Below are 20,395 nucleotides of genomic sequence, written 5' to 3'. Positions count from 1 at the left end.
ATCATGCCCGGGCGGCGGGCGGGTGCCTCCCCTCGACCCCCGCCACCCAGGCTCCCGCGGCCCGCAGCGCGGCGGCGCCCGCCGGGAGCGGCAGGCCCAGGAAGCCGTGGAAGACCCCCGGGTGGAGCTGGAGGGTGCACTCGACCCCGGCCGCGGCCAGGCGGCGGGCGTAGGCGAGGCCCTCGTCGCGCAGCACGTCGCAGTCGGCGAGGACGATCAGGGCGGGCGGCAGGCCCGACAGGTCGGGGGCGCGCAGCGGCGAGACGTGCGGGTGCCGCGGGTCGCCGCCGTACTGGTCCCAGTACCAGGCCATGTGGGCGGCGGTGTGGAAGTAGCCCTCCGCGTACGCCTCCACGGACGCGGAGTCCATCGAGGCGTCCAGCGGCGGATAGAACAGCAGCTGCCCCGCGACGAGTCCGGGTGCGCGCAGGGCGGTCACGGCCGCGAGGTTGCCGCCGCTGGAGTCCCCCGCCAGCACCACTCGGCCGGGGTCGCAGCCGAGGGCCGCGGCCCGGTCCCGGGCCCAGAGCAGGGCGGTGAGCGCGTCGTCGGGCGCCGCCGGCCAGGGGTGCTCCGGGGCGAGCCGGTAGTCCACCGAGACGACCACCGCGCCCGCGGCCGCCGCCAGGGTGCGGCAGGTCGCGTCGTGGCTGTCCAGGCCGCACATCACCCAGCCGCCGCCGTGCAGGTAGACCACCAGGGGGCGGTCGGCCGGGCCGGGCGCGGGATCGTAGATCCGGACCGGGACCCCGCCCGCGACCGTGTCGGACACCGAGGCCACGGCCGGGCCCGTACGGCCGTGGCCGGGTCCGGACCCGGCCACGGCTCCGGATCCGGACGCCGCCGCCGCCCGCAGGGCACGGGCGTCGCCCGGCCTCGGGAAGCCCGCCGTCATCGCGTCGCACAGCCGCCTGGCCTCCGGGGACAGCGGGTCCGTCGTCGGGGAGTCGCTCATCCGGCCGTCATCCCCCCGTCCACCGTGAACTCGGTGCCCGTCATGTACGAGGACGCGTCCGAGCAGAGGAAGAGGACGAGCTCGCCGACCTCCTCCGCAAGGCCCATCCGCCCCAGCGGTACGTGCGACCAGTTCCGGCCGGCGACCGCCTCGGCCACCATCGGGGTGTCGATGGCCCCCGGGTGCACCGAGTTGACCCGGATCCGGTCCCGGGCGAGGTCGAGCGCCGCCGAGCGGGTCAGTCCGCGCAGTGCGAACTTGGTGGATCCGTAGGCCGCGTGGCCCGGTATCCCGACCAGTCCGGCGGTGGAGGAGATGTTGACGATCGAGCCACCCCCGCCCGCGCGCAGCACCGGCGCCACGGCCTGGATGCCGAGGAACGGCCCGAGCAGGTTGACGCGCAGGAGGGCCTCGAACTCGTCGATCCGCTGTTTCTCCACGTGGGCGGTGCGCCACAGGGCGGCGTTGTTGACCAGCGCCGAGACCGTCCCGAAGGCGCGGACCGCCTCCTTGACCACCGTCGCCCAGCCCGCCGGGTCGACCACGTCGTGGTGGACGTACAGCCCCTGGTCGCCGAGGTCTGCGGCCACCGCCCGGCCCTCCTCCTCCCGTACGTCGGTGACGACCACCCGGGCTCCGGCCCGGGCGAAGAGCCGGGCCTCGGCGGCGCCCTGGCCGCGCCCGGCGCCGGTGATCACGACGACCTTTCCTTCGAGACGATCTGCCATGCTTCAGCCCTCCAGCGCGCGGAAGTGCGGGATGACCTTCTCGCCCCATTGACGGATGGTCTCCATGCACGCCTCCTGGGGGACGGTGCCCATCTGGATCAGGCACATCACCTCGTCGACGCCGATCCGGCGCAGCTGCTCGACGTAGGCGATGGCGGTCTCGGCGCTGCCGTAAGCGTGTTCCGCGTGGTAGGTGCCGGTGTCGACGGGGCGGGCGGGGATGTTCGCCTCGTGCAGCCTGGCGACGAGCTCCTCCCGGCTCCGGGCCAGGGCCGCCACGTGGGTGTCGGCGCTCTCCTCGTCCGCGTACCCGGTCGGCTCGGGGCCGTTGCCGTACCAGTGGGCGATGGACTCGGCGAAGAAGCGCTGTCCGCGCGTGCCGAGGCGCAGGGCCCGTTCGGCGTCGTCGAGGACGATGGTCGGGCAGAGGGCGGAAAGGTGGTCGTTGACCTCGGTGGAGACCAGGCGCTCGCCGCTGCGGGTCGCGATGGCCTCGTCGTACGCCTTGCGCATGGCGCGTACGTCGTCGGCGCCCGCGAAGCCCATCACCAGGGCCCCGATGCCGAGTTCGGCGGCGAGCTTGAGGGTGTCGTGCTTGGAGCAGGCCATGAACAGCGGCGGGTGCGGGCCTTGGACCGGGCGGGGCAGGATCGCACCGGGGCCGATGTCGAGGGAGCCGTGCCATTCGAACGTCTCCTCCTTCCAGGCCGAGGAGAAGATCCGCAGGGCCTCCTCCATCTGCGGGTAGGTGTCCTCGGGCCTGACCCCGTACATGGACATCTCCTGGCGGGTGGCGCCGCGCCCGGCGCCGATGTCGACGCGGCCGCCGGAGAGCACGTCGAGCATGGCCGCGCGTTCGGCGACGCGTACCGGGTGCTGGTAGCCGAAGGGCATGGTGACGACGCCGTGGCCGATCCGGATCCGGCGGGTGCGGGCGGCCACCCAGGCCAGGAAGATCTCGGAGGCGCTCATGTGCGCGTACTGCGTCAGGGAGTGGTGCTCGACGGCCCAGATCCGGTCGAAGCCCATCTCCTCGGCGTAGACGGCCTGTTCGACGCAGTCGTGGATGACCTGGCGTTCGCGTTCGGGGGTGGGGTCGGCGAGCTGCGCCTCGAAGATCATCGAGAACTTCACGGTGAGTTCCCTCCATCCGGGATGCGAATCGATATTTCGAATAGGAATACTTCTAGCAGGCATATTCTGTGAGGGGAAGGGCGGCGCCGGGAGCGGTCGTAGACTGCGCTGCGTGGCAGACGAGACGAACAAGCGCGCGCTCCCCGCGACCAGCTGGGCGGTGCTCGGGCTGCTCTCCTTCGGGGAGGAGCTCTCCGGTTACGACCTGAAGAAGTGGTCGGACCGGTCGCTGCGGTTCTTCTACTGGAGCCCGTCCTTCAGCCAGATCTACAGCGAGCTCAAGCGGCTGGAGAAGGCCGGCTACGCCTCCTCGCGGATGGTGGCCCAGGACACCGGGACGCGCGACAAGCGGGTGTACCGGATCACGGACGACGGCATGACGGCGGTACGGAAGTGGGCCCGCGAGGCCCCCGTCGACCCGCCGGTCCTCAAGCACGGCCCCATGCTGCGGCTGTGGCTGGGCCACCTGCTGGAGCCGGAGCAGATGCGCGAAGTCCTCGTCCAGCACCAGGAGTTCGCGGAGATGATGCGCCGCCGCGCGGTGGCCGACGTGGAGGGCTCGAAGGACGAGAGCGCCTGGGCCTACCCCACGCTCACCCTCAAGTGGGCCGAGCGCTACTACGCCTCCGAGCGCGACCTCGCGGCCGCCATGCTCGAGGACATCGACGCAATGGCCGCCGGGCGGGACGAGCGCGAGACGCGCGGCAAGCGCCCGTAGGACCGCCGGAAGTACAGCAGCGGGGCCGCGTCCTCGGCTCCTTCCAGGCGGTCAAGCACCGGCTCGCCGACCTGCACACGACGGTGGAGCCGGCCCGGTCGCTTGCCCTCGCGGCGGCCGCCGCCGGGGCTCCGCCGCGACTCGCGGCCGCGGCCGCGTCGGCCTGCTCGCAGGCGTTCTCGTACGTGGCCGGGGAGATGATCCAGCTGCACGGCGGGATCGGCATCACCTGGGAGCACCAGGCGCACGCGTTCTTCCAGCGGGCCCACGGCTCCGCACTGCTGCTCGGACCGGCCGCCTCGCACCGGGCCCGGCTGGCCGCCGATCCGGGTTTCACCGAGGCGGGCTGACGGGCCGGCGCGCTGCCGTACGCTCGGCCCATGACGGGCAGTGCGATCAACCTCCGCAAGGTGGAGGAGACGGCTCCAGCGCTCGTGAGCCTCTACAAGAGTGCCGGAATCTCCCTGCGCAAGCACGGCCTGGAGGGCGGCCGGGCCGCGGTCTACCTGGTGCTGGACTACTCCGGGTCGATGCGCCCGTACTACGCGGACGGCAGTATGCAGGCCCTCGCCGACCGGGTGCTGGGGCTGTCCGCGCACCTGGACGACGACGCCCGCGTGCCGGTGGTCTTCTTCTCCACCGAGGTCGACGCGGTGGAGGAGATCTCCCTGGCCGGGCACGAGGGACGGGTCACCGAGATCGCCTCCCGGCTGGGTCACATGGGCAAGACGGCCTACCACGCGGCGATGGACGCGGTCATCGACCACTACCTGGACTCGGGGGCGACGGCGCCCGCCTTGGTCGTCTTCCAGACCGACGGCGGGCCGATCAACAAACTCGCGGCGGAGCGATACCTCTGCAAGGCGGCCCGGCTGCCGCTCTTCTGGCAGTTCATCGGCTTCGGCAACACGCGCAGCACGCAGTTCGACTTCCTGCGCCGGCTGGACGAGCTGCCCGTGCCGGCGACGCGTGCCGTGGACAACGCGGGCTACTTCCACGCGGGAGCGGATCCCCGCACGGTGCCGGACGGCGAACTGTACGACCGCCTGGTCGGGGACTTCCCGGCGTGGCTGGCGGCGGCGCGCGGTGCGGGCATCGTACGCACCTGAGCGGGGACCCGAGTGGGGGCCGGAGTCGGGACCTGAGTCGGGACCTGAGTGCGTACCCGAGGGCGTACCCGAGGGCGTACCCGAGGGCGTACCCGAGGGCGTACCCGAGGGCGTACCCGAGGGCGTACCCGAGGGCGTACCCGAGTGCGCGCCTGACCGGTGACCCGCGGGGCCACGCGCTTTGATGGGACGCATGACGACGACCAACTGGGCAGTGTTCGAGCAGGCGGAGCCGGAGTTCGCGGCGACCGTCCAGGCCCGCTTCGCGCAGTACCCCCACCATGTCCTGGCCACCCTCCGCAAGGACGGCTCCCCCCGGGTGACGGGGCTGAACGTCAGCATCCGGGGCGGGGAGCTGTGGCTCGGCATGATGGCGGGCTCCATGAAGGCCAAGGACCTCCAGCACGACCCGCGCTTCGCCCTGCACACCAATCCGGGCGAGGGCGAGAGCATGCCGGACGGGGACGTACGGATCTCCGGGCGGGCGGTGGAACTCCTGGACCCGCCGGAACTGCACCGGTACGCGGAGGAGACGGAGACCGCGCATCCGTTCCACCTCTTCCACGCCGACCTGACGGAGGTCGTCCACGTCGGTATCGAGGGTGACGACCTGGTGATCCGCACCTGGACCCCGGAGCACGGCCTGCACACCCTGCGCCGCGGCGACGACGACGAACCGCCCCGCGAGGACCCGGCGCCGGACGCCTGACCCGACTCTGAGCGGGGGAGGCCGACGACCGGGCCGAGTACGCCTAGGCCGTGGGCTTCTTGTCCTTCGGGGCGAGGACGGTCGGGTTCACGTCGACGCGGCTGCGGTCGATGTTGAGGGTGATGCCGCCGTAGGTGGCGTCGTGGTCGCCGCGGAACTGGTGGGCCCGGCGGGGGCCGGACCACTTGGCAGTGCCCTTCGCCAGGCCCATGTCGGCGTCGCCGACGGTGGCCGAGAGATTCCAGCGGGCGGCCCAGAGTACGTCGGGCATGGCCTGCGGGGCCTGGTGGTAGTGGGCGCTGAGCGCCTTGACCCCGGAGCTCACGGAGACGTAGGCGGCGGAGCGGTAGCGCAGCTCGTGCAGCCGCACCGTCCAGGCGGTCAGGTAGGCGACGACCGGGGCGTCCCAGGTGGTGCGGTCGGAGTAGTTCTCCAGGTCGTTGTAGAGCACCGTGCCCTCCGCGAGCCCCAGCGACCGGGCCGCGTCCACCGCGCCCTCGGCGGCCTCCCGGCCCTGCCCGTCGGCCTCGGAGGGGTCGGTGGACAGGCCGGTGCCGGCGTTGTGCCAGGGCTGCGGGCCCACCCAGAGGGGCATCAGGTGCCAGCCGGCGGCGGCCTGCCGCTCCACCCAGCGGGCCGTGAGCCGCGGTTGGGCGCAGGCCCGGGCCCGCCCGCCGATGTAGATGCCGATCGCGCCGAAGGGGGAATCGGCCCGCCAGGTGTCCATGGCCTTCTGGGTGGGGGCGGTGCAGGTGTCGAAGCCCTCGCCCTTGAAGGGCTCCTGGGCGCTACGGGGCTTCGGGGCGCCGGTGGCGGGCACGGCGACGACGGGGGCCGGGGCGGGCGGGGGTGCTACGGCGCGCGCCCGCGCCAGTACCTGGCGTACGGCCTCGGGCGTGGCCCCGTAGGAGAGGGTGGCCATGACCCCGGACCGGCGCAGGGCGTACCGCAGCTCGTTGCTGTCGGAGCGGGGCGGTACCTCGCGCGGGACCCTCCAGGAGTTGACGGCGACGGTCGGGATGTCGGCGCGCTCCGGGGCCCCGTCGAGGGGTTCGAGGTGCAGGGTGTCGGCGCGGACGGCGGCGGCCCGGCCGGTGCATTCGGCCTGGGTGCCGGCGTGGCCGAGGTACAGGGTGGGCAGGTCGAGGCGCACGCACGCGTCGGGGTTCTCGTCGAGGTCGACGACCCGCCAGTGGGCGGGGAGGGTGACGCGCAGGCCGCGGTAGTCGAGGGTCCGGCCGGCGTCGTGGTCGTTGGCGGCGGAGTGCTGGACGGGAATCAGCAGGGCGGCGCCGAGCAGGCCGCTCAGCAGGGTTCGGACGGGAGCCATGATCCAGATGGGTACCAGACTGCGGCCGCCGTGAACTTCGCATGCTTCGAGCGCAGTTGACCCGTCCGGCCCAGCCCGGCCCAGCCCGGCCCGTAGGCGCGGGTCACCTGCACGAGTGATGCGGGCCCGGGCCCGTCACCGGGGGCGACGGGCCCGCTGCCGCGGGCGAGTAGGGTCGAGGGAGCGGCCGAAGCCAGTTGCGTTGGCTTCGGCCGCCCCTTTTCTCCGACCCGGTCAGACAGCCCGGCGGCGCAGCCACCAGGAGCAGAACCCGGCCAGCAGCCCGGAGAGCGCGAGGAAGACCCCCGTCTCGATCCACTGGAAGTTCCAGTAGCGGTCGGCGGGCTGGTACTCGACCTCAATGTGGAGGTCCGACGTGGCGAAGCAGCCGAAGGGGTCCACCTTGGGATCGGCGCAGCCCTTGACCCCTCGGACCTCGTTACCTGCGGGGTCGAGCACCGCACCGGGGTCGGACACGACCCAGACGCCGGGCTTGAGGACCCCTACCCGCAGATAGGTGTCGTCTCCGGAGCCCATCAGCTGGACGTGGTTCCCGTTCCAGCCCTTCCCCGGCGCACCGGATGATCCGTCGCTGCCGATCGGCGCCATGACGAGGGAGCTGAGCGCGACATCGGTACGCTCCGGCGTCATGTAGTGCGGGCGGATCGCGAAGGGTACGAGGATCTGGACCGCGACGAAGGCGACGAGGGTCGCGGCCATCGCGGGCACGGTGCGCCGGATCAGGAGTCCGGTGCAGGCGCCGAGGGTGAAGGCGAACGCCGCGTAGCCGAGGGGGACGATCGCCCGTCCGCCGAACATGACGGCAGTGAACCGGTCCAGGTTGACCAGGTCGATGGGGCTCGCCCACCAGGTCACCAGGAGGCTGAGCAGCCCGGTGACGGCGACGGCGGCCAGGCCGACGCCCCCGAGCTTGACCAGGAGCCAGTGGCCTCGGGTGACGCTCTGGTTCCAGATGAGCCGGTGGGTACCGGTCTCCAGTTCCCGGGCGATCAGCGGAGCGCCCCAGAAGAGTCCGATGAGGCCGGGGGCGGCGAGCAGCAGGCTCGTGACGTAGTAGGTCAGCGTCCGGTACTCGACGACGAGCGCGTTCCGAGCCCGTTCGCAGTCACCCTGACAGCCGGCGACGGTGCTGTCGTAGAGGTCACGCATCTGGAGGCCGGTGACCACGAGGAATATCGCGAGCGCGGCCAGGACGGCGAGCGCGGCAAGGGTCTGGACGCGGTACTGGCGCCAGGTCAGCCAGATCATCGCTGGTTCTCCCCGGTGGGTCGGAGGCCGGACCCGGCCCTGGCCTGGCTCATGTGGGTGAGGACGAGGTCCTCCAGGTTGAGCGGCTCCAGGACCCAGGAGGGATCCTGGACCGCCTTGCCGGACCGCACGATGAAGGTGCTCTGCCGCTCGGTGTGGGTCTCCAGGATGACCTGCATGCCAGGGGGCAGGGTGGCCGCCTCGCGGCGGGCGGTGATCAGCCGGAAGTGGGTGGAGAGCAGGTCGTCGACGTCACCGGCGACCTGGACCCGCGAGGCGACCAGCGAGATCAGGTGGTCGCAGACCCGTTCCAGGTCGGACACCAGGTGCGACGAGAGCACGACGGTGGTCCCGTGTTCGGCCACGACCTCCATCAGGCTCTGCAGGAATTCCCTGCGGGCCAGCGGGTCCAGGGCGGCGACGGGCTCGTCGAGGATCAGCAGCTCGGGGCGTTTGGCCACGGCGAGGGTCAGGGCCACCTGGGCGCGCTGGCCGCCGGAGAGCTTGCCCGCCTTCTGGACGGGGTCCAGGCCGAGCTGCCGGATCCGCTCCTCCGCCAGCTGCGCGTCCCAGCCCGGGTTGAGCCGGGCGCCGAGGCGCAGGTGGTCGGCGATGGACAGGCCCGCGTAGGTGGGGGTGTCCTGGGCGACGAAGCCGACCTTGGCCAGCTGCCCGGGTCCGGACGCGGGCCGGCCGCCGAGCACCTCGATGGTGCCCGAGGTCGGGTCGATCAGCCCGCAGGCCAGTTGCAACAGGGTTGACTTTCCGGCGCCGTTGGGACCGACCAGGCCGACGACCCGCCCGGACGGCACGCTCAGGGTGCAGTCGCTCAGCGCCTCTTTGCGCCCGTACCGCTTGCCCAGCGCGCGGGCTTCCAATATGGCGGTCATTTCTCCTCTTCGGTGTGCGTGTCCGTGCCGGTGCGGGCGCGGAAGGTGCTCAGGAACAGGGCTTCGATGCTCTCCTCGCCCAGTCCGGCGGTCCGGGCCCTGTCGAGCCACAGCTGCAACTCCCGGCGCAGCGGCTCGTGCTCTGACAGCGAGTCGTCGCTGAGCGTGCCGGAGATGAACGTGCCGACGCCGGGCTTCTTCGCGACGAGGCCCTCGTACTCCAGCTCCCGGTACGCCTTGAGCACGGTGTTCGGATTGATCGCCACACCGGCGGCGACGTCCTTGACCGTCGGCAGCCGATCCCCCTCGACCAGCAGCCCCAACCGCAGGGCCTGACGCACCTGGTGGACGAGCTGCATGTACGGAGCGACGCCGGAGCGGGCATCGAGGTGAAACTCGATCACTGTCCTCCTCTATTCATCTAGCTTCCTAGCACTATAGGACTATGGGCTTGCGATCGCTGTCAAGCGAGCGGGCGCCAACATGGCCCCGAGCAGCCCGAATTGGACTCGCAGGTCGCGGAAGTCAGGTCCCCTACAGGTGAGTACGCGTACTCAGGCACATGTCAGTAGCGCCGGATAGCGTCACGGTGTCCGACATGCGGACGACACGAAATCTGGGGGACGACATGAAGAAGCGCAACACCGCCCTGGCGGTACTGACCCCGGCACTCGCCCTGACCCTGGCGGCGACCCCGGCCCAGGCCGCGCCGACGCACGAGATCATCGGATACCCGGGACCCGACGGGCTGATCTGGATCGCCGACCAAGCCGGCTCCAGCGGCTTCGTCTCGGGCGGACTCTCACCCCGGCTGGACACGTTCATCACCTTCGGCTGCGCCGACGGCGGGAGCATCGAGGTGTCGTTCCGGCTCCAGGAGCACCCGGACCGCGACCCGGCCCCCTTCACCGTCGACTGCCCCGGCACGGACCCGACGGTCGTCACACTCCCCCTCGGCACCGGCATCCACGGCGGATTCACCGCGTGGGTGACGGCCTCGACCCCGACCACCCGCTGGGGCGCCACGGTCACCCAGCCCGAGTAGCCCCGAACACGCCGCAGCGCCCGCCACCCCTGGTCGGGGACATGCCGGGCACTGCGGCGCCCCTTGCAGACGACCTCGATCCACAGTCCCTCCCGCTTCCGGGGCAGCCGCACCGAGAACTCACGTCCGGGCGGGGCCCGTGCAGCACGGCGGAATGGCGAAGATCCGCGGTGGCGCCGTGACCCTGCTGGCCGCCCTGGGGTACGTCGGCGTACGGGTCGTGGAGGACGTGACGGCGCGGATGCCGCTCGAAGAGGAACGCGAGCAACTGCGCCTCGGGACGGGTGAACCGGTCCTCCACCTGACCCGCACCACCTACGACGCCACGGACCGCCCCATCCAGGCGGACGTGATGCTCATGCCGGCCGGACGCCAGCAGTTGCGATACGAGATCAGGCTCGGCCCTTCACGGCTTGGATGAACGGTGCCCACGCGGCAGCCGGGAAGACCAGGACCGGGCCTACGCCCGCGAGCTTGGTGTCGCGGACCGGGACGATGCCGGGGAGGTCGTCGGAGACCTCGATGCACTCGCCGCCCTCCCCGTTGCTGTGCGAGGACTTTCGCCAGGACACGCCGTTCACGTCTGCGCGCATTTCGCGTGCTCCTCCGCCACCGACTCGATCAAGGCCAGGGACGCCTCCGGCGACAGCGCGGCAGCCCTGGCAAGATCGTATGACTTCCAGTGACGCCCGACCAGGGCCGGATAGTCGAGCAATTGCCCTGCGTGGGGACCCTCCGTGTAGGCCACGTCGGGTGCGTCAGCGAACTGCATGATGCGCACGTACGCCCCCAGAGCGCCATGGGCACCCGCCGCGAACGGCACCACCTGGACGGTGACCCGATGCGCACGGACATACGAGGAGATGTGCCGCAGCTGAGCTGCCATCACAGGATGCCCACCGACTGCCGTCCGCAGGACAGCCTCATGCAGTACGACCCACAATTCTGGGGTAACCGGGTCATCAAGAAGTCGGGCACGCTCCATGCGAGCCGCAATCAGAGAATCGACACGTTCCGCCAGACAGGTGGGAGTGGTGGCCCGAATGACGGCACGCGCATAGTCCGCAGTCTGGAGCAGGCCGGGGACCAACGTCGGGGCGTAGTCGTAGACGGCCGTCGCCAAACGTTCCAACTCGGCCGCAACGGCGAAGTACTCGACGTGCTTGGACTTGAACGCCCTGGCCAGACGAGTGAAGTAGTCCCCGGTACCGAACACCCTGTCGATCTGCTCCGCGATCTCCGGCCGCAGCCTCCGTGTGCCGCACTCCATCTGCCCGACGTACGCGCCGCTCGTGAAGATCCGCTCACCCAGACCCTCCTGGGTCAGCCCGGCCGCTTCTCGGTGGCGCCGCAGTTCCTCCCGGGCGAACTCCTCCGGTGTCTGCGCGCCACCCAGGTCCTTCTGCTTGGCCACGAGCCAACTCCCCGCTTCCGCAGTGCCCTTGCTCCACGAAAAGCGTAGCCCCCGCCACTCGCAACGGACGGCGGAACGCATTGATACGACTACCCGACGCCACAGCGCCCGCCACCCCTGGTCGGGGACGTGGCGGGCGCTGTGTCGGAGTTCCGCACACCGTTGTACGGACCGTTGAGGGGTCCCTCCCCCGAGGGGGGAGGGGGACTGCTACGTCACACCATCAGCGAGCGGTCCGTCGGCTTGACCGGGTACGGGAGGGCGCTGCTGCCGGTCAGGAAGCGGTCCACGCCGCGGGCGGCCGAGCGGCCTTCCGCGATGGCCCAGACGATCAGCGACTGGCCGCGGCCCGCGTCGCCGGCGACGAAGACGCCGTCCACGTTGGTCGTGTAGGAGGCGTCGCGGTCGATGTTGCCGCGGGGGTCCAGCTCCAGGCCGAACTGCTGGACCAGGCCGTTCTCCTGGTCGGTGCCCGTGAAGCCCATCGCCAGGGTGACCAGCTGCGCCGGGAGGACGCGCTCGGTGCCGGGCTTCTGGACGAGCTTGCCGTCCTCGAAGGCGACCTCGATCAGGTGCAGGGCCTGGACGTTGCCGTCCTCGTCGCCCTCGAAGTGGGTGGTGGACACGGAGTAGACCCGCTCGCCGCCCTCCTCGTGGGCCGAGGTGACCTTGTACAGCATCGGGAAGGTCGGCCAGGGCTGGTTGGCGTTCCGCTCCTCGCCCGGCTTGGGCATGATCTCCAGCTGCGTGACGGAGGCCGCGCCCTGGCGGTGGGCGGTGCCCACGCAGTCCGCGCCGGTGTCGCCGCCGCCGATGACGACCACGTGCTTGCCCTCGGCCGTGATGGGGGGCGCCATGAAGTCGCCCTCCTGGACCTTGTTGGCGAGCGGCAGGTACTCCATCGCGAAGTGGATGCCGTTCAGCTCGCGGCCCGGGGCCGGCAGGTCGCGGGAGACGGTCGCGCCCGCCGCGATGACCACCGCGTCGAACCGCTTGCGCAGGTCGGTGGCGGTGATGTCGCGGCCGACCTCGATGCCGGTGCGGAACTTGGTGCCCTCCGCGCGCATCTGCTCGATGCGGCGGTTGATGTGCACCTTCTCCATCTTGAACTCGGGGATGCCGTAGCGCAGCAGGCCGCCGATGCGGTCCGCGCGCTCGTACACGACCACGGTGTGGCCGGCCCGGGTCAGCTGCTGGGCGGCGGCGAGGCCCGCCGGACCGGAGCCGATGACGGCGGCCGTCTTGCCGGACAGCCGCTCCGGCGGCTGCGGCGTGACGTCGCCGTTGTCCCACGCCTTGTCGATGATCGAGACTTCGACGTTCTTGATGGTCACGGCGGGCTGGTTGATGCCGAGCACGCACGCCGACTCGCACGGGGCCGGGCACAGCCGCCCGGTGAACTCCGGGAAGTTGTTCGTCGCGTGCAGGCGCTCCGACGCGGCGGTCCAGTCCTCGCGGTACGAGAAGTCGTTCCACTCCGGGATCAGGTTCCCGAGCGGGCACCCGTTGTGGCAGAACGGGATGCCGCAGTCCATGCAGCGGCCGGCCTGCTTGCTGATGATCGGGAGCAGCGAGCCCGGAACGTAGACCTCGTTCCAGTCCCCCAGCCGTTCGGCGACGGGACGGGTGCAGGCGGTCTCGCGCGCGGTGGTGAGGAAGCCCTTCGGGTCAGCCATGGGTCGCCGCCTCCATCATCTTCTCCGTGGTCTCGGATTCCGAGAGTCCGGCGAGCTCAGCGGCGTCCTTGGCGGCGAGCACTGCCTTGTACGTGGTGGGGATGATCTTGCTGAAGCGGTCCGCCGCGGCGGGCCAGTCTGCCAGGAGCTTCGCGGCCACGGTCGAGCCGGTCTCCTCCTCGTGGCGGCGCACCACATCGTGCAGCCACTGCTTGTCGGTGTCGGACGGGGCCTCGACGGCGCCCGCGTTGCCGACGTTGACGTTGTGCGGGTCGAGGTCGATGACGTACGCGACGCCGCCCGACATGCCGGCCGCGAAGTTGCGGCCCGTCTCGCCCAGGACGACCGCCCGGCCACCGGTCATGTACTCGCAGCCGTGGTCGCCCACGCCCTCCGAGACGACCAGCGCACCCGAGTTGCGGACGCAGAAGCGCTCGCCGGTGCGGCCGCGCAGGAACATCTCGCCGCCGGTGGCTCCGTAGCCGATGGTGTTGCCGGCGATGGTGGAGTACTCGGCGAGGTGGTCGGCGCCGCGGTCCGGGCGGACCACGATGCGGCCGCCGGAGAGGCCCTTGCCGACGTAGTCGTTGGCGTCGCCCTCCAGGCGCAGGGTGATGCCCCTGGGCACGAAGGCGCCGAACGACTGGCCGGCGCTGCCGGTGAAGGTCAGGTCGATGGTGTTGTCGGGCAGGCCCGCTCCGCCGAACTTCTTGGTGACCCGGTGGCCGAGCATGGTGCCGACGGTCCGGTTGATGTTGCGGATCGCGACCTGCGCGCGGACCGGCTGGGCCGCTTCGGCGGTGTCGGCGTTCAGGGCCTCGGAGGCGAGTTCGATCAGCTCGTTGTCGAGGGCCTTCTCCAGACCGTGGTCCTGCTCGATCAGGGCGTGGCGGACCGCGCCCTCGGGCAGCTCCGGCACGTAGAAGAGCGGCTCCAGGTCGAGACCCTGCGCCTTCCAGTGCGTGACGGCCTTGGTGGTGTCGAGCAGCTCGGCGTGGCCGACGGCCTCCTCGATCGTGCGGAAGCCCAGCTCGGCGAGGATCTCGCGCACCTCCTCCGCGATGTACTCGAAGAAGTTGACGACGAACTCGGGCTTGCCGGCGAAGCGACTGCGCAGGACCGGGTTCTGGGTGGCGATGCCGACCGGGCAGGTGTCCAGGTGGCAGACGCGCATCATGACGCAGCCGGAGACGACGAGCGGCGCGGTCGCGAAACCGAACTCCTCGGCGCCGAGCAGTGCGGCGATGACCACGTCGCGGCCGGTCTTGAGCTGTCCGTCCGTCTGGACGACGATCCGGTCGCGCAGCCCGTTGAGCAGCAGGGTCTGCTGGGTCTCGGCGAGGCCGAGCTCCCAGGGGCCGCCCGCGTGCTTGAGCGAGGTGAGCGGGGAGGCGCCCGTTCCGCCGTCGTGGCCGGAGATCAGGACGACGTCCGCGTGGGCCTTGGAGACACCGGCCGCGACCGTACCCACGCCGACCTCGGAGACCAGCTTCACGTGGATGCGGGCGACCGGGTTGGCGTTCTTGAGGTCGTGGATCAGCTGAGCCAGGTCCTCGATGGAGTAGATGTCGTGGTGCGGCGGCGGGGAGATCAGGCCGACACCCGGGGTGGAGTGCCGGGTCTTGGCGACCCACGGGTAGACCTTGTGGCCGGGCAGCTGGCCGCCCTCGCCGGGCTTGGCGCCCTGCGCCATCTTGATCTGGATGTCGTCCGCGTTGACCAGGTACTCCGAGGTCACACCGAAGCGGCCGGAGGCGACCTGCTTGATGGACGAGCGGCGCGCCGGGTCGTACAGGCGGTCCGGGTCCTCGCCGCCCTCACCGGTGTTGGACTTGGCGCCCAGCTGGTTCATGGCGATGGCGAGGGTCTCGTGCGCCTCCTTGGAGATGGAGCCGTACGACATGGCGCCGGTGGAGAAGCGCTTGACGATGTCCTCGATCGACTCGACCTCGTCGATGGAGATGGCCTCGCGGTCCGCCTTGAAGCCGAACAGGCCGCGGAGCGTCATCAGGCGCTCGGACTGCTCGTTCACCCGGGCCGTGTACTGCTTGAAGATGTCGTACCGGCGGTTGCGGGTGGCGTGCTGGAGGCGGAAGACCGTCTCCGGATCGAACAGGTGCGGCTCGCCCTCGCGGCGCCACTGGTACTCGCCGCCGATCTCCAGCGCGCGGTGCGTGGCCGCGATGCCGGAGACGGGGTACGCCTTGGCGTGGCGCGCGGCCACCTCCTTGGCGATGACGTCCAGGCCGGCGCCGCCGATCTTGGTGGCGGTGCCGTTGAAGTAGGTCTCGACGAACTCGTCGTTCAGGCCGACGGCCTCGAAGACCTGGGCGCCGCGGTAGGAGGCGACGGTGGAGATGCCCATCTTGGACATGACCTTCAGGACGCCCTTGCCGAGCGCGTAGATCAGGTTCTTGATGGCCTGCTCCGGCTCCAGGCCGGACAGGAAGGTACCGGCGCGCAGCAGGTCCTCGACGGACTCCATGGCGAGGTACGGGTTGACCGCGGCCGCGCCGTAGCCGATGAGCAGGGCGACGTGGTGGACCTCGCGGACGTCGCCGGCCTCGACCAGCAGACCCACCTGGGTGCGCTGCTTGGTGGCGATGAGGTGGTGGTGCACGGCGGAGGTGAGCAGCAGCGACGGGATCGGCGCGTGCTCGGCGTCCGAGTGGCGGTCCGAGAGGACGATGAGGCGGGCGCCGCCCTCGATCGCCGCGTCGGCCTCGGCGCGGATCTGCTCGATACGGGCGGCCAGGGCCTCGCCGCCGCCGGAGACCCGGTAGAGGCCGGAGAGCGTGGCGGCCTTCATCCCGGGCATGTCGCCGTCGGCGTTGATGTGGATGAGCTTGGCCAGCTCGTCGTTGTCGATCACCGGGAAGGGCAGCGTGACGCTGCGGCAGGTCGCGGCGGTCGACTCCAGCAGGTTGCCCGCCGGGCCGAGCGAGGACAGCAGCGAGGTGACGAGCTCCTCGCGGATGGCGTCCAGCGGCGGGTTGGTGACCTGCGCGAAGAGCTGGGTGAAGTAGTCGAAGAGCAGCCGGGGGCGCTCGGACAGGGCCGCGATCGGGGAGTCCGTACCCATGGAGCCGAGCGGCTCGCCGGCGGTAGTGGCCATCGGCGCGAGGATGACGCGCAGCTCTTCCTCGGTGTAGCCGAAGGTCTGCTGGCGGCGGGTGACCGAGGCGTGGGTGTGCACGATGTGCTCGCGCTCGGGCAGGTCCGACAGCTCGATCTCGCCGGTCTCCAGCCACTCCGCGTACGGGGCGGCGGCGGCCAGCTCGTTCTTGATCTCGTCGTCCTCGATGATCCGCTTCTGGGCGGTGTCGACGAGGAACATCTTGCCGGGCTGCAGGCGGCCCTTGCGGACGACCTTGGCGGGGTCGATGTCGAGCACGCCGACCTCGGAGCCGAGGACGACGAGGCCGTCGTCGGTGACCCAGTAGCGACCGGGGCGCAGACCGTTGCGGTCGAGGACCGCGCCGACCTGGGTGCCGTCGGTGAAGGTGACGCAGGCCGGGCCGTCCCAGGGCTCCATCTGGGTGGAGTGGTACTTGTAGAACGCGCGGCGGGCCGGGTCCATCGAGGCGTGGTTCTCCCACGCCTCCGGGATCATCATCAGCACGCTGTGCGGGAGCGAGCGGCCGCCGAGGTGGAGCAGCTCCAGGACCTCGTCGAAGGAGGCCGAGTCGGAGGCGTCCGGGGTGCAGATCGGGAAGATCCGGTCCAGTGCGCCCTCGCCGAAGGCGGCGGAGGCCAGCTGGGACTCGCGGGCCTTCATCCAGTTGCGGTTGCCCTTGACCGTGTTGATCTCGCCGTTGTGCGCGACGAAGCGGTACGGGTGGGCGAGCGGCCACGACGGGAAGGTGTTCGTGGAGAAGCGCGAGTGGACCAGGGCGACGGCCGAGGCGAAGCGGCGGTCGGAGAGGTCGGGGAAGAAGGGCTCCAGCTGGCCGGTGGTCAGCATGCCCTTGTAGACGATGGTGCGGGCGGAGAGCGACGGGAAGTACACGCCGGCCTCGCGCTCGGCGCGCTTGCGCAGCACGAACGCCTTGCGGTCCAGCTCGATGCCGCTCGCGCTGCCCCCGGTCACGAAGAGCTGGGAGAAGGCGGGCATGGTGGCGCGGGCGCCGTTGCCGAGCAGGTCCGGGGTGACCGGGACCTCGCGCCAGCCGAGGACCGTGAGGTTCTCCTCGGCGGCGATGGCCTCGATCTGCTCCGTGGCGGCGGCCTGTGCGGAGCCGTCGGCGGGGAGGAAGGCGATACCGACGGCGTAGCCGCCGGCCTCGGGGAGCTCGAAGCCGGCCACGTCGCGCAGGAACGCGTCGGGGACCTGGCTGAGGATTCCGGCGCCGTCGCCCGAGTCCGGCTCGGAGCCGGTCGCGCCGCGGTGCTCGAGGTTCCGCAATACGGTCAGGGCCTGCTCAACGAGCGTGTGGGTGGCCTCGCCGGTGAGGTTCGCCACGAATCCGACGCCACAGGCGTCCTTCTCGTTGCGCGGGTCGTACATGCCCTGCTGGGCGGGGCGACCGTCCATGGGCGACCAGGCGGTGGTGCTGGGGCCGGTCGCGGAGTGCGTGGATGCGGAACGCATCGGCTCTCCCGTCGTCGTCGTGGCATATGTGCATAGCCGAGGGACGACGTTGGCCCTCTGCGAAATTTCGTGCAGATTACATGATGACGACAATCCCGAGAAGCGGATACGCCATTCCAGCATGCGGACACTGCACGAGGCAGAAAGAGGGGACTTTCGCGGCGCGCTACGAGATGTATCGCGGGGCGGAGGTCCCGATGAGGACGGGCATCGTTGCCCGGAGTCCTGGTCTGATGCCCGGCGGACACAGGATCGAAACCGCCGAGTAATGAACTATTTATGTGGCGCTCTGCATAGTGTCTCACTCCAGCCGCGGTCAGCCTATGGCTCCACCGATCCAGGTTCCCAGGATGTACGTCACACCCGCGGCCGCGCCACCCAGCGCCAGCTGGCGTACTCCGCTGTACCACCAGGACCGTGCGGTGACCCGGGAGACGACCGCCCCGCAGGCGAAGAGTCCGACCAGCGCGAGCAGCACCGCGGGCCACAGGGCCGTGGCGCCGAGCAGGTACGGCAGGACGGGGAGCAGCGCGCCCAGCGCGAAGGAACCGAAGGACGACACCGCCGCGACCAGCGGCGAAGGCAGGTCGTCAGGGTCGATGCCGAGCTCCTCGCGGGCATGGATCTCCAGCGCCTGCTCGGGATCGCGCGACAGCTGCATGGCGACCTCGCGGGCGAGCGGCGGCTCGACGCCGCGGGAGACGTAGAGCTCGGCGAGCTCCTCCATCTCGTCGACCGGGTGCTTGCGCAACTGCTGACGCTCCACGTCGAGTTCGGCGAGGACCAGTTCGCGCTGCGAGGCGACGGAAGTGTATTCACCGGCCGCCATCGAGAAGGCGCCGGCCGCGAGACCCGCCAATCCGGTGATGACGACGGTCTGCGGGGCGACGGCGCCGCCGGCCACACCGGTCATCAGGGCGAGGTTGGAGACGAGCCCGTCCATGGCACCGAAGACGGCCGGCCGCAGCCATCCACCGTTGACGTCGCGATGGGTGTGGTTGTCGCGGTGGGCGGTGTGTAGTGGTGCTTCGGTGTCGATGATGGACATGCGTCGTATCTCCCCAAATGTGCGAACGGACGCCAGGACGCGCCCCGCTCCCCCTGAACACCTCGAAACTACGCACGATTTCTGTCGCCCGCCAGCAAGGAAGGCCGTACTTACCTGGGCTTTTGTGGGTCGGCGACCGGGTGACGGGGGTGTTCGCGGGGTGTTTCGCGACGAGCGACAAACCACTTGCCATGGCACAAATCCCCCAAGGGCTCATGATGAGCCCCATCCAATGTGGGAGAGGCGCGCCATGGAGCCGATGAAGCAGATTGCATGCAATCCGCAGGTCCTCCTCGAACGGGCCAGGGGCGCTCTTCTCGGACTCGCCGTGGGCGATGCGCTGGGCGCCCCCGCGGAGAACATGAAGCCGTCGGAGATCCGGGCCAAGTGGGGCCGCATCGAGGGTTTCGTGTCGGACGACCCGGCGGGCACGGACGACACCGAGTACGCGATCTTCTCGGGGCTGCTGCTGGCCCGCCACGGCTCGGCGCTCACCGTCTCCCATGTGGAGCGGGCCTGGCACCACTGGATCGCCGACCTGGACGAAGGGCCGTTCCGGGGCGCCGGGTTCTCCGAGCGCGGCACCCTGGAGAACCTCCGCCGGGGTCTCGCGGCCCCCATCTCGGCCCAGCACCGGCACGCGTGGTCGGACGGCCTCGCCATGCGGGCGGCGCCGTTCGGCGTCTTCGCCGCGGGGCGGCCGGCGGAGGCGGCCCGGCTGGTCGCCATCGACGGCTCGGTCAGCCACGACGGCGAGGGCATCTACGGCGGCCAGGCGGTCGCGGCAGGCGTCGCCGCGGCGATGGCGGGCGGCTCCCCGGCCTCGGTGGTCTCGGCGGCCCTGTCCGTCATCCCGTCCGACTCCTGGACCGCCCGCTCCCTGCGCCGGGCGGTCACCGCCGCCCCGCGCGGCGAACGGGCGGTGCGCTCGGCGGTGGTCATCGGCGGCTACCCGTGGACCGACCTGGCCCCCGAGGCGGTGAGCCTGGCGTTCGGCGCCTTCGCCGCGTGCCGGGGCGACTTCCCGTCCTCCGTCCTCACCGCGGTGAACATGGGCCGCGACGCGGACACCACGGCGGCCGTGGCGGGCGCCCTGGCCGGCGCCATGTCGGGCGCCGCCGCGATCCCCACCGCCTGGTCCTCGGCCATCGGCCCGGTCCGCGGCAGCTGCCTCCCCTCGATGCGGGGCTACCACGTCCTGGACATCGCGGACCTCCTCACCCCCGAATACGAGGCCTCCCGATGAGCCTCTCCCCGGACGACCTGACCACGACTGCCCCGAGCACCCGGGAACCGGCCCCGGCCGGGCAGGCCCTGACCAGTACGAGTACGAGTACGAGTACGGGTACGGGTACGGGTACGGCGGAGCCGAGGGCCGCAGACCTGGCCCCGGCCGGGCAGACCCCCGCCGAGGCGCCGCCGCGCACCCTGCCGACGAACCCGATCCCGATCCCGGGTCCGGTGCCGGTGCCGGTGCCGGTGCCGGATACGGCGGAACCGCGGCCCCGGGGCCTGACCCCGGCTACGCGTCGGGGCACGGCTGTGGACATCGCCGCCCTGACCCCGGCGGCCGGCCAGAGATCCCGCATCGTGATCCGTACCGGCCAAGCCGCCGCACCCCGGGCCGCGAGCGAGACCGGGACCCGGACCGAGGTCGGGCCCGGGACCGAGGTCGGGACCGAGACCGGGACCGAGGTCGGGACCGAGACCGGGACCGAGGTCGGGACCGAGACCGGGACCGAGGTCGGGACCGAGACCGGGACCGAGGTCGGGACCGAG

Annotated in this window: 19 protein-coding genes and 1 pseudogene; 8 read left to right on the top strand and 12 right to left on the bottom strand. The window is 71.2% G+C overall.

Annotated features, from left to right (window positions below; translation table 11 throughout):
- Nucleotide 1 precedes the first annotated feature (1 nt).
- The 3 genes from ACIQZO_RS02060 to ACIQZO_RS02050 are packed head-to-tail and all read right to left on the bottom strand — an operon-like array spanning nt 2 to nt 2,817.
- Nucleotides 2-955, bottom strand: coding sequence for an alpha/beta hydrolase (locus tag ACIQZO_RS02060; RefSeq protein ID WP_403618603.1), 954 nt, complete (start codon nt 953-955; stop codon nt 2-4).
- Nucleotides 952-1,683 carry a glucose 1-dehydrogenase gene (locus tag ACIQZO_RS02055; protein ID WP_403618601.1) on the bottom strand — a complete coding sequence of 244 codons (732 nt, stop codon included), beginning with the start codon at nt 1,681-1,683 and terminating at the stop codon, nt 952-954. Before ACIQZO_RS02055 ends, ACIQZO_RS02060 begins: the two co-directional genes overlap by 4 nt.
- 3 nt (nt 1,684-1,686) lie before the next feature.
- Nucleotides 1,687-2,817 (bottom strand): LLM class flavin-dependent oxidoreductase, encoded by a 1,131-nt coding sequence (locus ACIQZO_RS02050; protein WP_403618598.1) that lies wholly within the window; start codon nt 2,815-2,817, stop codon nt 1,687-1,689.
- Nucleotides 2,818-2,929: 112 nt separating this feature from the next.
- Here ACIQZO_RS02050 and ACIQZO_RS02045 point away from each other — a divergent pair, with 112 nt between their 5' ends.
- The 4 genes from ACIQZO_RS02045 (at nt 2,930) to ACIQZO_RS02030 (ending at nt 5,353) form a co-directional block, all read left to right on the top strand.
- Complete coding sequence (locus ACIQZO_RS02045) at nt 2,930-3,535, top strand: PadR family transcriptional regulator (protein WP_403618595.1); 606 nt, start codon at nt 2,930-2,932, stop codon at nt 3,533-3,535.
- The gene (locus ACIQZO_RS02040; protein ID WP_403618593.1) at nt 3,421-3,885 is read left to right on the top strand and encodes an acyl-CoA dehydrogenase family protein; all 465 of its coding nucleotides are present in this window, start codon (nt 3,421-3,423) and stop codon (nt 3,883-3,885) included. Before ACIQZO_RS02045 ends, ACIQZO_RS02040 begins: the two co-directional genes overlap by 115 nt.
- Before the next feature lie 30 nt (nt 3,886-3,915).
- Nucleotides 3,916-4,644 (top strand): VWA domain-containing protein, encoded by a 729-nt coding sequence (locus ACIQZO_RS02035; RefSeq protein ID WP_403618590.1) that lies wholly within the window; start codon nt 3,916-3,918, stop codon nt 4,642-4,644.
- 193 nt (nt 4,645-4,837) lie between these two features.
- On the top strand, nt 4,838-5,353 hold the full coding sequence (locus tag ACIQZO_RS02030; RefSeq protein ID WP_403618588.1) for a pyridoxamine 5'-phosphate oxidase family protein: 516 nt from the start codon (nt 4,838-4,840) through the stop codon (nt 5,351-5,353).
- A gap of 43 nt (nt 5,354-5,396) precedes the next feature.
- On the opposite strand, the gene ACIQZO_RS02025 is transcribed toward ACIQZO_RS02030, so the two are convergent.
- From ACIQZO_RS02025 to ACIQZO_RS02010, 4 genes are all read right to left on the bottom strand, one after another.
- Complete coding sequence (locus tag ACIQZO_RS02025; protein ID WP_403618585.1) at nt 5,397-6,683, bottom strand: DUF1906 domain-containing protein; 1,287 nt, start codon at nt 6,681-6,683, stop codon at nt 5,397-5,399.
- Between the two features lie 234 nt (nt 6,684-6,917).
- On the bottom strand, nt 6,918-7,952 hold the full coding sequence (locus ACIQZO_RS02020) for an ABC transporter permease (protein WP_403618582.1): 1,035 nt from the start codon (nt 7,950-7,952) through the stop codon (nt 6,918-6,920).
- Nucleotides 7,949-8,842, bottom strand: a complete 894-nt coding sequence (locus tag ACIQZO_RS02015) for an ABC transporter ATP-binding protein (RefSeq protein ID WP_403618579.1) — start codon at nt 8,840-8,842, stop codon at nt 7,949-7,951. Before ACIQZO_RS02015 ends, ACIQZO_RS02020 begins: the two co-directional genes overlap by 4 nt.
- The gene (locus tag ACIQZO_RS02010; RefSeq protein WP_403618576.1) at nt 8,839-9,246 is read right to left on the bottom strand and encodes a GntR family transcriptional regulator; all 408 of its coding nucleotides are present in this window, start codon (nt 9,244-9,246) and stop codon (nt 8,839-8,841) included. Before ACIQZO_RS02010 ends, ACIQZO_RS02015 begins: the two co-directional genes overlap by 4 nt.
- Before the next feature lie 194 nt (nt 9,247-9,440).
- Between ACIQZO_RS02010 and ACIQZO_RS02005 the strand changes: the two genes are divergently transcribed.
- Entirely contained in the window at nt 9,441-9,887 is a 447-nt protein-coding gene (locus tag ACIQZO_RS02005) for a hypothetical protein (RefSeq protein WP_403618573.1), read from the top strand.
- 154 nt (nt 9,888-10,041) lie between these two features.
- On the top strand, nt 10,042-10,308 hold the full coding sequence (locus tag ACIQZO_RS02000) for a UTRA domain-containing protein (RefSeq protein WP_403618570.1): 267 nt from the start codon (nt 10,042-10,044) through the stop codon (nt 10,306-10,308).
- Here ACIQZO_RS02000 and ACIQZO_RS01995 read toward each other — a convergent pair.
- From ACIQZO_RS01995 to ACIQZO_RS01975, 5 genes are all read right to left on the bottom strand, one after another.
- Nucleotides 10,280-10,480, bottom strand: a complete 201-nt coding sequence (locus ACIQZO_RS01995) for a DUF397 domain-containing protein (protein WP_403618567.1) — start codon at nt 10,478-10,480, stop codon at nt 10,280-10,282. The genes ACIQZO_RS02000 and ACIQZO_RS01995 overlap by 29 nt on opposite strands.
- Nucleotides 10,465-11,301, bottom strand: a complete 837-nt coding sequence (locus tag ACIQZO_RS01990; RefSeq protein WP_403618564.1) for a helix-turn-helix domain-containing protein — start codon at nt 11,299-11,301, stop codon at nt 10,465-10,467. Before ACIQZO_RS01990 ends, ACIQZO_RS01995 begins: the two co-directional genes overlap by 16 nt.
- A 215-nt stretch (nt 11,302-11,516) precedes the next feature.
- Complete coding sequence (locus tag ACIQZO_RS01985) at nt 11,517-12,977, bottom strand: glutamate synthase subunit beta (RefSeq protein WP_403618561.1); 1,461 nt, start codon at nt 12,975-12,977, stop codon at nt 11,517-11,519.
- Nucleotides 12,970-17,511, bottom strand: a complete 4,542-nt coding sequence (gltB, locus tag ACIQZO_RS01980) for a glutamate synthase large subunit (RefSeq protein WP_403619216.1) — start codon at nt 17,509-17,511, stop codon at nt 12,970-12,972. The genes ACIQZO_RS01985 and gltB overlap by 8 nt, the downstream gene beginning before the upstream one ends.
- 373 nt (nt 17,512-17,884) lie before the next feature.
- Nucleotides 17,885-18,616 carry a VIT1/CCC1 transporter family protein gene (locus ACIQZO_RS01975; RefSeq protein ID WP_403618558.1) on the bottom strand — a complete coding sequence of 244 codons (732 nt, stop codon included), beginning with the start codon at nt 18,614-18,616 and terminating at the stop codon, nt 17,885-17,887.
- 259 nt (nt 18,617-18,875) lie between these two features.
- On the opposite strand from ACIQZO_RS01975, the gene ACIQZO_RS01970 reads away from it, so the two are divergent.
- Nucleotides 18,876-19,862, top strand: a complete 987-nt coding sequence (locus ACIQZO_RS01970) for an ADP-ribosylglycohydrolase family protein (protein WP_403618555.1) — start codon at nt 18,876-18,878, stop codon at nt 19,860-19,862.
- Nucleotides 19,859-20,395 (top strand): annotated as a pseudogene (locus ACIQZO_RS01965) (hypothetical protein); the annotation flags it as partial. The gene ACIQZO_RS01970 and the pseudogene ACIQZO_RS01965, both read left to right, overlap by 4 nt.

The organism is Streptomyces sp. NPDC097617 (assembly GCF_044761485.1).
Classification (GTDB): Bacteria; Actinomycetota; Actinomycetes; order Streptomycetales; family Streptomycetaceae; genus Streptomyces.
This window is presented reverse-complemented; position numbering and strand designations above follow the sequence as displayed.